This window comes from Asticcacaulis excentricus CB 48, assembly GCF_000175215.2.
Lineage (GTDB): Bacteria > Pseudomonadota > Alphaproteobacteria > Caulobacterales > Caulobacteraceae > Asticcacaulis > Asticcacaulis excentricus.
The window spans coordinates 2,413,443-2,425,703 of sequence record NC_014816.1; the positions used below are offsets into that span (position 1 = coordinate 2,413,443).

At 57.1% G+C, this 12,261-nt stretch carries 9 protein-coding genes; 4 read left to right on the forward strand and 5 right to left on the reverse strand.

Translation table 11 applies throughout. The annotated features are described in order from the left end of the window. The first annotated feature begins 65 nt into the window (after positions 1-65). From ASTEX_RS19935 to ASTEX_RS11030, 4 genes are all read left to right on the forward strand, one after another. The gene (locus ASTEX_RS19935; RefSeq protein ID WP_013479711.1) at positions 66-683 is read left to right on the forward strand and encodes a GntR family transcriptional regulator; all 618 of its coding nucleotides are present in this window, start codon (positions 66-68) and stop codon (positions 681-683) included. 113 nt (positions 684-796) lie between these two features. Then, positions 797-952, forward strand: a complete 156-nt coding sequence (locus tag ASTEX_RS20305; RefSeq protein WP_013479712.1) for a lasso peptide astexin 1 — start codon at positions 797-799, stop codon at positions 950-952. Positions 953-1,006: 54 nt separating this feature from the next. Further along, complete coding sequence (locus tag ASTEX_RS19340) at positions 1,007-1,636, forward strand: lasso peptide biosynthesis B2 protein (protein WP_013479713.1); 630 nt, start codon at positions 1,007-1,009, stop codon at positions 1,634-1,636. Continuing rightward, positions 1,636-3,354, forward strand: a complete 1,719-nt coding sequence (locus ASTEX_RS11030) for a lasso peptide isopeptide bond-forming cyclase (RefSeq protein ID WP_013479714.1) — start codon at positions 1,636-1,638, stop codon at positions 3,352-3,354. The genes ASTEX_RS19340 and ASTEX_RS11030 overlap by 1 nt, the downstream gene beginning before the upstream one ends. 4 nt (positions 3,355-3,358) lie before the next feature. Here the strand turns inward: ASTEX_RS11030 and ASTEX_RS11035 are convergent, their stop codons facing one another. The 5 genes from ASTEX_RS11035 to ASTEX_RS11055 all read right to left on the reverse strand — a co-directional run bounded on the left by ASTEX_RS11035 (position 3,359) and on the right by ASTEX_RS11055 (position 12,186). Then, positions 3,359-5,374 (reverse strand): alpha/beta hydrolase family protein, encoded by a 2,016-nt coding sequence (locus ASTEX_RS11035; protein ID WP_013479715.1) that lies wholly within the window; start codon positions 5,372-5,374, stop codon positions 3,359-3,361. A 2-nt stretch (positions 5,375-5,376) separates the two neighbouring features. After that, entirely contained in the window at positions 5,377-7,962 is a 2,586-nt protein-coding gene (locus tag ASTEX_RS11040; protein ID WP_013479716.1) for a TonB-dependent receptor, read from the reverse strand. A 134-nt stretch (positions 7,963-8,096) separates the two neighbouring features. Next, positions 8,097-9,038: a FecR family protein gene (locus tag ASTEX_RS11045; RefSeq protein ID WP_013479717.1), complete on the reverse strand. Its 942-nt coding sequence runs from the start codon at positions 9,036-9,038 to the stop codon at positions 8,097-8,099. Positions 9,039-9,091: 53 nt separating this feature from the next. After that, positions 9,092-9,895, reverse strand: coding sequence for a sigma-70 family RNA polymerase sigma factor (locus tag ASTEX_RS19345; RefSeq protein ID WP_013479718.1), 804 nt, complete (start codon positions 9,893-9,895; stop codon positions 9,092-9,094). Positions 9,896-10,251: 356 nt separating this feature from the next. Beyond that, positions 10,252-12,186 carry a type IV secretory system conjugative DNA transfer family protein gene (locus ASTEX_RS11055; protein WP_013479719.1) on the reverse strand — a complete coding sequence of 645 codons (1,935 nt, stop codon included), beginning with the start codon at positions 12,184-12,186 and terminating at the stop codon, positions 10,252-10,254. Between the last annotated feature and the right edge of the window lie 75 nt (positions 12,187-12,261).

Sequence of the window (12,261 nt, forward strand, 5' to 3'; positions counted from 1 at the left end):
TATTCTATTTTTTGGATTAACATTCATTTTACAATTATAGATGGAAATGCCTCTTAGAGGTTCGTATGGCACACCCCTCGGCTTTCTTACGGGTTCACACAGAAATCGGAAGACGATTGACGCAGGGCGTCTATCCACCCGGACATCGCCTGGAGGCCGAACCGCTGGCTGACGAGATGGGAACAAGCCCCAGTCCCGTTCGGCAATCCCTTTACTGGCGCTGTGGCGAAGGTCTTCTCACGCATCACGTGCTAGGCGGGTTCACCGTGCCGGTTCTAACCGAGTTTGGACTTCGTCATCTTTTTTCGTGGCAATCAGAGCTTTGGCGCATGGGCTATGCCTGTTTCAAACCGGCACCAGCGGGGGCGCCACTTTTGCTCGAGATTGAGCGTCTGAGCTCGCAGCCCGTCTCATGCCTCGACCATATTTTGGGAACCATTGTCTTTAGTCACCCGAACCGGGAAGTGCACCGCGCATGGCGGCTGACGACGCAAAGATTAGCCCCATCGCAATTCAAACGCCACGAAGGCCCCGATCCGCTCATGGCCTGGTGCACGGCGTTTTCTACCGCGCTCTCGTCCCTCAATATCGGTGATTTAGAGGCGTGCGCTTCTGAGTATTTTCAAACGTCTTTGGATATCGTTCCGCAAATCGCACAGGCCTGTCAGCCCACGAATGGATAAGGCCAGCACAGATTTCTCGTCTATCATTTAGTTATCAATTCCAAACAGCCGCGCACAGGCGAACTCTTGGTCTTGCCATGAATGGTCATGGCTAAATGAAAGGAGAGTTCGAAATGCATACCCCCATTATTTCGGAAACGGTCCAACCGAAGACCGCTGGCCTCATCGTTCTGGGCAAGGCTTCAGCTGAGACCCGCGGTCTCAGCCAGGGTGTCGAGCCCGATATCGGCCAGACCTACTTCGAAGAGTCTCGCATCAACCAGGACTGACGACGGGAAGGCGCGCACACTGCGCGCCTTCTTGCCTTTTCAGGGGCTTTTGAGATGTACGAATTAAACGACGGGGTGGGACTGGCCCTGGTAGATCAGCATCCCATCTTCCTTGATCTCAAAACTGACCGCTACCTTAGCCTCTCGCCTGACGGCGCAGCTGTGCTTTTGGGCGCCGCACCCGCGACCAAGGAGAGCCCCCTCTTCTTAGGACTTGAATCCATCGGCTTGGTTAAAAACGGCCCCTCAGGGCTGAAGCCTTGCCAGATCGCCGTTGCCACAGGAAGTGCCCCGCCCAGGAAAGTGCAGTTTGAGTCACTGAGCCTGCTATTGTTGCGCCTGATCCGCGCAAGGCTCGACCAGCGCGCCTTACTCAAACGAGTGACGGATTTGAAGAAGGCCGGCACGATCGCGCAGACCAAAAACCGCGATTGTGCCCTGAGCCTGCTTGGATCGGTTGAAACGGAGGCGAAGGCATGCCGTACACTCCTGTCATCAACAGACAAGTGCTTACCCGATGCGTTTGCAATAGCCACGCATCTGAGACGCCGAGGTGTTGACGCAAAGCTCGTCTTTGGTGTCCGCCTGCCTTTTGCGGCCCATGCCTGGGTTCAGGTCGACGATATTGTCGTGGGTGACCGGCCAGACCGGATTTTGGCGTTCACCCCCATCCTGGTCGTCTGATGCGGTACGTAGCGTCTTTCTTTGTGCGAGGCCACGTAAGCACGCCGGCATTACGACATCCAGAGCCAAAGGGCTTCGCATACGCAAAGGTATCTGGCGGACTAAGTGTGTGGTCGGACGCCCCCATCCGACATCGGGCTCCGCTCATCACGGTTGGCGCCGTGTTTGATCGCGCTTCGTTTAAAGGACTCGATTGCGACCTCAGCGGATTGAGACAAGATGGACTGAATACGCTTAAGGCGGAGACGTTCGGTCCCTATCTGGCGCTTGAGGTGGCCGACAATGGCACACTGCGGGTTTACCGGGACCCTTCGGGCGGCGCGCCCTGCTACTATCTTCAAACGGAAGACGGTTTCTGGTTGGCCTCAGACGCCGATCTTCTGTTCACCCATAGTGGTGTGCATCCCAGCGTCTCATTGCCAGGGCTAATCGAGCATTTACGAAGACCGGAGTTTCAGAATGAGGGCACCTGTCTCAACGTGAAACAGGTGCGCCCGGGCGAGCAGGTGGATCTGTCATTATCGGGGGAGGTAAGAGCCTGCCTATTCCCACCAGCCTCTTCTCTCCGGCCTCCAGAGCTGCACCGCGCCTATGACGACATAAAGGCCGAACTTAGAGCTCTCATCCTCAGATCAATCAAAGCCTATGCCAGTGACTTCCCGCACGTTGTGGTGAGTTTCTCAGGCGGCCTCGATTCCTCTGTGGTTGCCGCGGGATTGGCGCAGACCTCGACAAAGGTTTTGCTACACACCTTCAAAGGCCCGGATGCCAAGGGTGATGAAACGGCGTTTGCCGCCGAATGTGCCGCCTATCTTGGACTTAGCCTTGAAATAGATACGCTCAGCATTGATGACGTCGATCTTTCGGCGACGATCTCTCCCCATCTGCCACGTCCCTCAACCTCGTTTTTCCTCCCGTCCCTCCTCAGAGGCTTTTCGACGTCTTCCCAGACCCGAACCGGAGGGGCTATCTTTAGTGGCAATGGCGGAGACAGTGTCTTTTGTTTCATGCATTCTGCCACCCCACTCGCAGACCTGATGTGCAGGCCCTCAGGTTTAACGCCATTCATGCAAACCTGGGCAGACGTGCAAAAGCTGACGCGTGCGAGCGCAACAGAGGTGCTCAGGCGGGCTTTGAAGACCGCGATGGCACGGGGCTACATCTGGCCAGAAAGCAATCTTTTGCTCAGCCGTGACACCTCTTCCTCGCGCCTTACCCCTGACTCCGTTCTTTCTTCCCTTGAAGGGATCCTACCTGGGCGGTTACGGCATCTGGCGTTAATCAGACGAGCTCACAACACGTTTGAACCCTTTGCGCCGTGGCGCACACCCCCGGTTGTCCACCCGCTGATGGCGAAACCTATACAGGCCTTTTGCCTGTCGCTCCCAAGCTGGATGTGGGTGTCAGGCGGTAAGGATCGGTCACTCGTTCGCGATGCTTTTGAGGGTCTGTTACCCGACAGTGTGCGCCTACGGAAATCGAAGGGAAGCCCCGCAGGCTTTCTACATGCTCTATACAGAGCCAAAGGGCGCCAGATGATTGAGCGGATCCGTCATGGATATCTCAGGCGCGAAGGAATAATCGACATCTCAACGGGTCCGGACGCTCTCTTTTCGGAAGGGTTTCGCAATCCCAGGGTCATGCACCGCTTTTTTGAGCTCGCGGCCACGGAGGTGTGGATTGACCACTGGCGAAACTGGCGCCGTCCGCGGACCTAAAGGCTTAGGGACATAAGCCCTTTGTTTGGGATTGAAGCGTATCGGTCACGAACGGGACGACCGCATTCATCACCGCCAATCGCTCAGCTGGCAAACGGGGCGCATGGAGTGCGTCAGGAAAGTACTTAAGCACGACGGCGCTGCCGTATTGCTTGCGAAGCGCGTAATCCTCCCACGTTTCCAGAAGGGAGGAACTTCCAAACGCAAAGAGGAGCACCGGTGTTTTGACCTTCGCGGCTTTAGATACAATAAAAGTTTCAGACCCGGATGTGCCTCCCGGGGTTTGAGCGTTAAGCTCAAGGGCAAGGTTCTGGTAGTCAGCGCCAAGATTTTGCGAGGCGAGCCAGGACATGTAACCACCGGCCAACGCATCAGAGAGTACGACGGCTTTAAACCTGAGCACACTCTCTGCCAGAGCATAGCGCACAGAAAATCCTGTGCGGCTCCATCCGAGTATGGCGAGCCGTTCCTTATCAACGAGACCCTCCTGACGGAGTTGTTCGATAATCGCTTCATAGAGAGCCACCGCATTTGCGCCCTCCTGGTCAAGGGCGCCAGGCACGGGATCAGGCACTTGCACGACCGCGATACCGCCTTGTGCCACGGCCTGAGCGCTATAGCCCGATGTGGCGAGGCCTTCAGGCTGAAACGTCTTCGGATCAAAACCGTGAGTCTGCATCATCAGAGGAAATCCGTGGCAAGGGCGCGCACCTTTGGGGAGATAAAGGCCGTAATGGTAGCTACGCTCACCCACCACGATCTGGCGAACCTCGACCTTGACGAGCCTGCCGAAATCGAAGCCCGGGTTGAAATCGTAGATCGGTTGAGAGGTGCCAGTCTCATTATCGAACCTGAAAAGCCGCGGCGGGTCATTCACGCCCTCAACAATTCTGAAGGACGGCTGATCCGCTTGCGGGGTTTCGGCAGTACCCCAGGCCCCGTCCGTTTCGAGATAGGTTTGCCGCCGTGCGTCTGCGTCTTCAACGATGAGGGCGTGGGCATTCCGTGCACGGACAATACGCCCACTTACTCCCTGAATGGGCTCGGCGGTGCCTTGAGCACGACTTAATCGTACTGCCCCTTTTTTGCGATCGCGGCTGAGCCCCGTCACAAACAGGGCATCATCAGATTCCGACCACACTGGCGTATCGGAGGCAACGCTGGATAAGGGTGCCCGGATGAGGCGTTTTTGATCATCTGACCAGTAAAGCCGCAGTACGGCCGATCGCCTGGGATTTGGCGTCGTATCCTCGGCGGGTTCGCGTTTCACAAGAGCCACGATCTGGCCGTTTCTGGAGAGGCTTAAACTTGGTGTGAGATAATCCCCCTCGAGGATCACAACCGTACGCGCCCGCGTTGCGACCGTCTCGATGTTCAGATATCGGTCCCCGACTCGCCCCGTATTGGCCGCCGCCCCGGAGCCTCGGTTGGCCAGAAGCTGGTCCGCGGTTTCTGTCTCTACCGATAAGCCTGTTCGTCTGGCCCGCTCATCTTCAAACAAGGGCCTTTGGGGGGCCTCAGAGATCCATGCGATGTGCGTCGTGTCAAAGGCTGAAACCGCATTCAATATAGGGTGCTTTTCACTTACGACTTTTTCGACATGCCCAATGGGAAGGGTGACCCGATAGACACCATATCCTGAGCGTTGGTCGTTGGCGACAAACTGCAACTGGCGCCCTGAGAGCCACTGAAGTCCGAGAATCCCCGTGACATTCGCCGGCGCGACGGCACGCCACACTTTGTGCGGCCTACAGGTCGTCAGACAGGTTCGGGCGTCAAACACCAGAAGCTCGTAGATGAGACGGTCTTTGCCGAGATCCGCCCGTTGCGTGATGACGGCCATATACCGGTCATCTGTCGATCGCTTCAGGGCGTAGGGAGCAAATGCCTGAGGCTCCCGCGGCAAGGTCAATCCAATCAGGTCTTCGACCAAAAAGGACCGGGTCTTTTCAGACCCGGCCAGTCCCGGAGTGGCAACCAAAAGCCCGGTGAGCAGGATCAGGGCGGGTAGAAGACGCACGCTTAGAAACTCCGGCTGAGGGTTAAACTGACATAACGGCCGATGGCGGAATGGTTGGTCGTATCAAAAGGAGTTTCAGTGCCATACGAGGTGAATATCAGCGGGGGTTCCTGGTTAAACAGGTTTTGCACGGATAAAGACAGATGGGTCTGTTCACCGAGCTGTAACCGCCCTGAGACATCCACCGTCGTGTAAGCGGGCACGTCTACCCAAGGCTGACGCCGGTCATCGGTTAGCCCCTGCATGTAATTGACATAGGTCTGGACGGAGGCCCCGCCGTGTCGCCACCCGAGCCCCGCGCGGACCCGTAGTTGCGCCGGATCAAAGACGGTTCCCGACAGGGCGTAGTAGGCCTGGGTTGGGCTGAGCTGCTGTCTGCTTTTGAGGTGGCTGGCGGAAACGCTAAGGACGTACTCGCTTCCCGCCGCACTGGTAAACCTGTGATCTACCGCCAGGTCATACCCGTTCAGGCGAAGCGCACTCGCGTTTTGCCACCGGTTATCGACAAGGGCGATGACCCGGGTCAGATCACGGCTCGGACTCCCAGACACCTGCAAACCGACGGCCGCGCCCGCGATTGCCGCGTTAATCTGCGCCTGCGAGGGATTGAAGGTGACGAGGGTGGTGTAGACCGGGTTAGTCAGAACCCCTGTGTAGGAGGTCAGAAGAACGGAGATGCGATCCGTGTAGTCGATATCAAAGTAGCTCAGTGAGACCGTCAGGCCGTCCACCGCCTTCGGGGTATATTCCAGCGTAAACGTCTTTGTCGTAGCCCTTTCGGGTTTGAGGGTGGTGTTACCGCCACTCATCGAGAGATAGGTCGCCCCGGTCGGGAAGGTCGTACCATAGCCACTGACATTCCGAAGGATGGTCTGCTGAACATTATAGCGCTGCAGAAAATCGGGGGCCTTAAACGATTTGCCCCACGAGCCCTTGAAGGTGAGCGTGTCATTCGGCGCATAGACTAAACCCACCTTTGGCACGCTGACATCCTCAAGATCCGAAAACGCCTCATGGCGCGTGGCAAGCGTCAGGATCAGCCGATCGACGAACGAGACAGAATTGTCTTTCGAGACAAGTGGCAGGCTCAGTTCGGCAAACTGGTAGTCGTTGGTGCGGGTCACGTCGAACCGGCCGACGCTGTTGCCAGAGAGTGTGCGGGTATAGGCCATGCGGTTTTCGCGTGTGCCCGCGCCGATGGCGAGCCTCACCGGCCCACCCGGGAGACGAAACAGCGGTCCCTCCGCGAAAACCTCTGAGGCGCGCATCGCGTTACAATAACAAAGCGCACTGACGGCCCCGACGCCATTCGAATAGAGCAGGCCATAGAGTTGAGAATCGTCTTTTCCGGACTGAACCTGGCCGGTGACTTGCCAGCCATGGCCAAGGCGATAGTCCAGGGCCGCAAAGAGCGAATGGGCTGTTGTCTCTGGCATCGCGATGTTGCCATTGCGCTGATAGCCTTCGCCCTTCACGGGGGAGGCAATACTTGTTGAGTTACGACGGCTGACGAGACCATCAAAGCGAAGGTCAAGGTCGGGCGTAAGCGCGTACTGACCCGCGATGATGACATTGCGCTTGGAGATCTGAGGGTAGAGCGTGTTCACCCCATCCATCGCATATGTGTAAGCTCTCTGACTGGCGACGATGGGATCGATTTCGGTCGCATCAATACCAATCATCACACCGCCGCGTTCACCGTCGAGCCCTGTCACCAGGCTAAGCTGTTGCTGGCCCAGTCCGCCTTGCGTCGCACCACCGACACGCGCGTCGAGCCGCAACCCGGAAAAGCGGCGTTTCAGAACGACATTGACCACCCCGCCCACGGCGTCGGATCCGTAAAGGGCTGACGCCCCATCGGCGATCACCTCGAAGCGATCGATGGCCGCCAGGGGAATGGTAGAGAGATCGGCGCCGGCGGTGGCGGAATCATCGGCAAGCCTGTGTCCATTGAGAAGCGTCAGGGTCGCATCCGCTCCAATACCGCGCAGGTTTGCCTTCGACCCGGAATTGGTGTTGGCGTTGAGATAACTGCCCTGGCTTACACCAACCCCGGGATTTTGCCCGCCGCCGTGCGCCTGGGGCAGGCTCATGAGGGCATCGCCCACATTGGAGAAGCCCCCCATTTGTATCTCTTCTTCGGTTTGCCGGATCACGGGGGCCGAGGGCCTCGCCCCGCGTATGCGAGAACCGATCACCACGACATCCTGCGGTGCGGCCTCCACGGCTTTCGCCTGCCCCTCCTTCGACTGGCGGGCCTTCAGATAAATGGCGGTATCGGTGATTTCGGCGACGTCTAGCTTCGTGCCTTCTGTCAGCTTCAATAGGGCATCGGAGAGTGTGTAGTCGCCAACGAGTGCCGGTGAACGGGCATCTTTAGCGGCGTCAAACGGAAACAGGATCTGACGCCCGCTCTGCTCGGCGAGTGCCTTCAGGGCCTGTTGTGTAGATTGCGCCGGGATCGAATAGGTTCGCACGGGTGCCGATTGCGCGTTCGCGGCCCCAATCCAGGCAAAGCTAACGAGTGCTGTAAATCCCAGCAGAAAACAGGTGGTACGCGCCGGCGACCGGCAGGTCAGTGAGTGCATTGTCATCCCCTTTCACGGTCAGTTCATGACCATCAAAGGCGAGACGCGCGCCCACATCGTTTCCCTAGTAACAAATTTAATAATTTAGTCCGGGGGCGGAGGATCGGGTCAAAAGCCCATAGACTCGATCGTCGTCACCGACTGATGACATAGCCTTCCTCGTCGCCCACCACGTTTAATCCAAAGCTCTGTCGTAACCCTTCGAGAAAGGGCTTTGGATCCTTGAGGCTGAACCTTCCGGCAAGTCTTAAGTCGCCAATCTCCGGATCCGCGATGCGAATGGGCTTTTCGAGGTAGCGATTATACTCGGCAACCACCTCACTTAAGATCTGGCCGTCGAGATCGACGTAACCCTGGCGCCAGCCCGTTCGAAACTCGGTTTGCGACACGCTAAGGGTACGAGGTGCTGCCAGGTCAGATCCCAAAAGGACGCTTTGCTGCGGATGCAATCGAACGACGGCTCTTTCGGAGCCTTTGGGGGGTATTTCGGCCTCGCCTTTTAACACCAGAAGATCGAGGGTCTGGCCGTTTAGTCTGGCCAGATATTCGCCGGCTGACAGCACCACAATACGCCCCTGGCACATGAGACGACAGACAATGGCTCCTGGGGCCTGGCGAATAAAGACCTCGCCTTCTTGAAGGGTCAGCTGAACAGCCCGGGCTGAAGCCTGCCACTTAATGCGCGTTTTGGTGTTGAGTTCGACATTCAGGTTTTGAGCGAGGGCGAGCATCCTGACCTCGCCCTGCTTTGTGTCTGATCGGCCTCGAGAGCGGAAGTAGAGGAGATAGCCCATGAGCGAAAACAGGATGAGCGCGCCCAAAAGGCCTAGGACAAAATACAGGTTGCGCCGCGTCCATAGGGGATAGAGGGCCAGACGATCGACGCCCTTTACCTGGTCTGCCCTCAGGCTCTCGTTGGCCGCAACAATCTTGGCGAAGGCCACGGCATTTTTTGGGTGACTGCCACGCCAGGCCTCAAAGGCGGGAAGCTCGGCCTCATCAGCTTGCAATCGGGCATACCAGGTCGCTGCCTCTTCAAGGGGCTTATCGACACCATCTTCCCGAATTCCGTTCAAAACACTTAACCCCTTTTACCTGACTTCAAACGCCCTGCCGGACGCCAGATGTCTCAGCGGGGCGGCGCGTCGTCCTGATCGGGCACCCCCTTGGCGAGGGCATCGTCTTCTATAGCCTTGGCCAGAAGATAAGAACCGCGGGCTATATGGTAGTCTACGCCTTTTACGGAGATTCCCAGCCGGCTGGCGATCTCTTTAATGGGCACACCTTCGAGGCGCCTCAAGCTTAAAACATAGCGGGTTGTCGCAGGCAGCTTTTTAAGGGCGTCTAAAGCGCGAGCGAGTTGCTGACGAACAGAGACCGTTTCAAAACCGTCCGGAGCGCCGGAGGCAAATTCAAGTGTCTCATTATCTGGCAGGCCCTGAAACGATATGACTTTCTGATGGCGAAGTTCAGAGCGCGCCAGATTGAGGATAATGCGTATGACGAATGCGCGAGGCTGTTCGATAGTGTCCCAGGCCTCATAAGCCAGTACACGCGCATAGGCGTCCTGAACGAGGTCGTTTGCCGCCTCCCGATGTTTCGTGAGACTGTAGGCGATGCCAAAATAGGCTCTAGCATGGGGCAGGATCGACTGGGAAAACCAAAGGTCGATGGGGCGAACGCCCGGCGGTAAATGCCCCTCCCCCCCAAAGAAGTCGGAGACGGGGCGCTCTAAAATCCGCGACACGCGCAAAAGCTCAGAGGCCGAAGGCTTGAGTTTTCCGCTCTCAATCCGCTTCAAACGATCTGAGGTTATACCGATACCCAGTGCCATATCGCTCAGGGTCACTCGCTTTTGCTCGCGAAACAGTCGGATGTTTCGGCCAATGCTGAGCGTACGCTCTAAGGAACTAAGGTGCGGCCCGGTGTTCATGCGCTAACCCCCGAGGCTTCAATTGGCGGTTCGCCCCCGCCTTGAAGAAGCCTCCTCGATCCTGGAGATCGGGGAGTTCGAAACCGGTGTTACACGGCCCTGTAGCCTTTAGCCGGGGCCTGTTGCATGCGCTACAGGCTCCCCGACCACATAGGTCAAGGAGGTGTGTCGGAATGGCCGACATCAACCAGTAACACGGGGTTTCGACGCCCCAGAGCCGCGCGTACGACTCCAACCATGAGTCTATCAAAGCTATTTGAGAAACGCCAGCCCTCTCCGATAAATTGTAAAATATTTATGGTATATTTTTACGCGCATCGGTTGTCTTACCCGATTTCTCCTGATCCCATCCGGGCCTAGCGCGTAATGATCTTCAGCTTCTCCGGATCGGTCTCAATGACCTTTTTGCGCCGTGGGCGCGCTTTTTGTCTCTGAGGTGGGGGATCGGGCGTTTTATCCCTCTCTGCACTCACGGCGGGATCTGTCGATGCAGGCGGCGGCGCGTCATTCGTGCCTGATGCATTCGATGTCTTTTTCGCCCACTTTTTCCATGCTGGCTGCCGCGGCCCTTTAGGCGCCCCCGACAGCACAACCTCACCTTGCGCTTGCGCCTCCATGGCCTGGGGCACTAAAGGTGGCTCAGCCGGCAACGTTGAGCTCACGGGCAGTTTCAGGAACAGATCGGTGCATGCGGCTCTCTGCAGCTGGCCTTGGGTAAAGCGGCCTCTGGGAAGGGACTGAAGGTAGGCGCTTGCGGATCGTAAGCGCTGCAAAAACACGGGGTTCTTATAGTAGTAGGCTTTCTGTGCTTTTATGGGGGCGATCCCATCGAGGATTAATATCGCCTCATCAGGCCCCATGAGCTGAAGCTCCTGAGGCAGGCGCAGGGCACGCTTTTGAATATTGGTCCATTGCGAGCTCGCGACCGTGCCATTTCGCACCATTCGTGAGCGGGCCGTCTCTTCGACCTGAAAATAACCCAGGCGTTCGCTCAAACGCTTCGCGTCAAGGGGATCCCTTGGGGCAAAATGGATATGGAGCGCATGATTGGTGCGCAGCGTCCTCGCGTCATGCTCACCATAAAGCGAATCGAGCTGGCTCTGGCTTTGTATCACCGTCAAAAGCCTAAGGCCGTAGCTTGCGATATAGGCACTGGCCTTCGCCAGGACTTCGACCTTACCCAGTGCCGCGAACTCATCGAGTATGAGGAGACAGGGCACGCACAGCGTGGGATCATCCGCAGGCTGACGATCAACATTCTGCTGGATGAGCCTTGAGACAAAGAGGTTGAGAATAAGAGCACCGGGCAACAGCTCCGCCGGTCCGATCCCCAGATATATGGTCATCCGCTTCTTGCGCAGGTCCTGCAGGTTAAAGTCGCTTGTCGATGTGGACGAGGCCACCTTCGGATCAGAAAAGACCGTGAGTGGCCCGTTGAAGGTGGCGAGGATCGATGTCAGTGTGTTTTCGCTTGTGAGGCAAAACCTCGCGAGCGCATCGATACAGATCTGAGTGAAAGGCCCTGGCTTAAGCTCAGTGCTTTTTCGGGCGAGATAGGTTTTAGGCGCCTCCCCACGACCGCCGGCTTCGGCAAAGACATTCGCCATATTCACGCGCTCGGGTGCCTGTTCCATGAGGAGGAGCACCACGCCTAGGAACAGGTTTCTCGCCTGTTCGTTCCAGAAGCCGTCCTTGTCCTTCGCGTGCGGATAAAGCACGTGGGCAATGGCCAGAATATCATTTACCCGATGCTCAGGGTCGCGCCTGATGGTATCGAGCGGGTTCCAGCGGTGCGTCTGAGCGCCAGCCGCAAACGGATGAAACAGAAAGACCTCCTGTCCCATCGCCTTTCGTACGGCAGATGTCAGCTGAAAGTGCTCGAACTTAATATCAACGACGAGAATGGAACCTTCGAAGTCGAGGAGATTAGGCACAACGACGCCGACCCCTTTCCCCGTTCGGGTAGGAGCGGCAATCATCACAAACTCCTCCCCCGGATACCGCAAGAGGGTGGCGGCGCACCTGCCTACAATTATCCCCTTCCTTGAAAACAGACCTCTCCGTCTCATTTCCGTGAGCGTCGCGAACCGCGCGGCCCCATGAATGTTCTGGCCATATTTACCGGTGAGGGCATGTGCTAGGGCGAATAAGACAATAACAACGGGTACGAGGCCTAAACCCAATGCCCTGATCAGGCCTGGCTTCATAGGCTCTATGTCGTCAGCAACGCGCCAAAGGCTGATCCAGAGAAGCGGCGTGAATTCGCTCGGAAAATGGCCCTGCATGGCCATGTAAATGGTCCCTGCAAGCGATAGGCTCAAAGCAATAAGGCCTAACCCCACAGTAGCAAACGCCAAACCGATTAG

Coding starts and splice junctions, on each gene's coding strand:
- ASTEX_RS19340 (WP_013479713.1), top strand. CDS start 1,007: ATGTACGAATTAAACGACGGGGTGGGACTGGCCCTGGTAGATCAGCAT.
- ASTEX_RS11055 (WP_013479719.1), bottom strand. CDS start 12,186: ATGGCCATGCAGGGCCATTTTCCGAGCGAATTCACGCCGCTTCTCTGG.
- ASTEX_RS19345 (WP_013479718.1), bottom strand. CDS start 9,895: ATGAACACCGGGCCGCACCTTAGTTCCTTAGAGCGTACGCTCAGCATT.
- ASTEX_RS19935 (WP_013479711.1), top strand. CDS start 66: ATGGCACACCCCTCGGCTTTCTTACGGGTTCACACAGAAATCGGAAGA.
- ASTEX_RS11040 (WP_013479716.1), bottom strand. CDS start 7,962: ATGCACTCACTGACCTGCCGGTCGCCGGCGCGTACCACCTGTTTTCTG.
- ASTEX_RS11030 (WP_013479714.1), top strand. CDS start 1,636: ATGCGGTACGTAGCGTCTTTCTTTGTGCGAGGCCACGTAAGCACGCCG.
- ASTEX_RS20305 (WP_013479712.1), top strand. CDS start 797: ATGCATACCCCCATTATTTCGGAAACGGTCCAACCGAAGACCGCTGGC.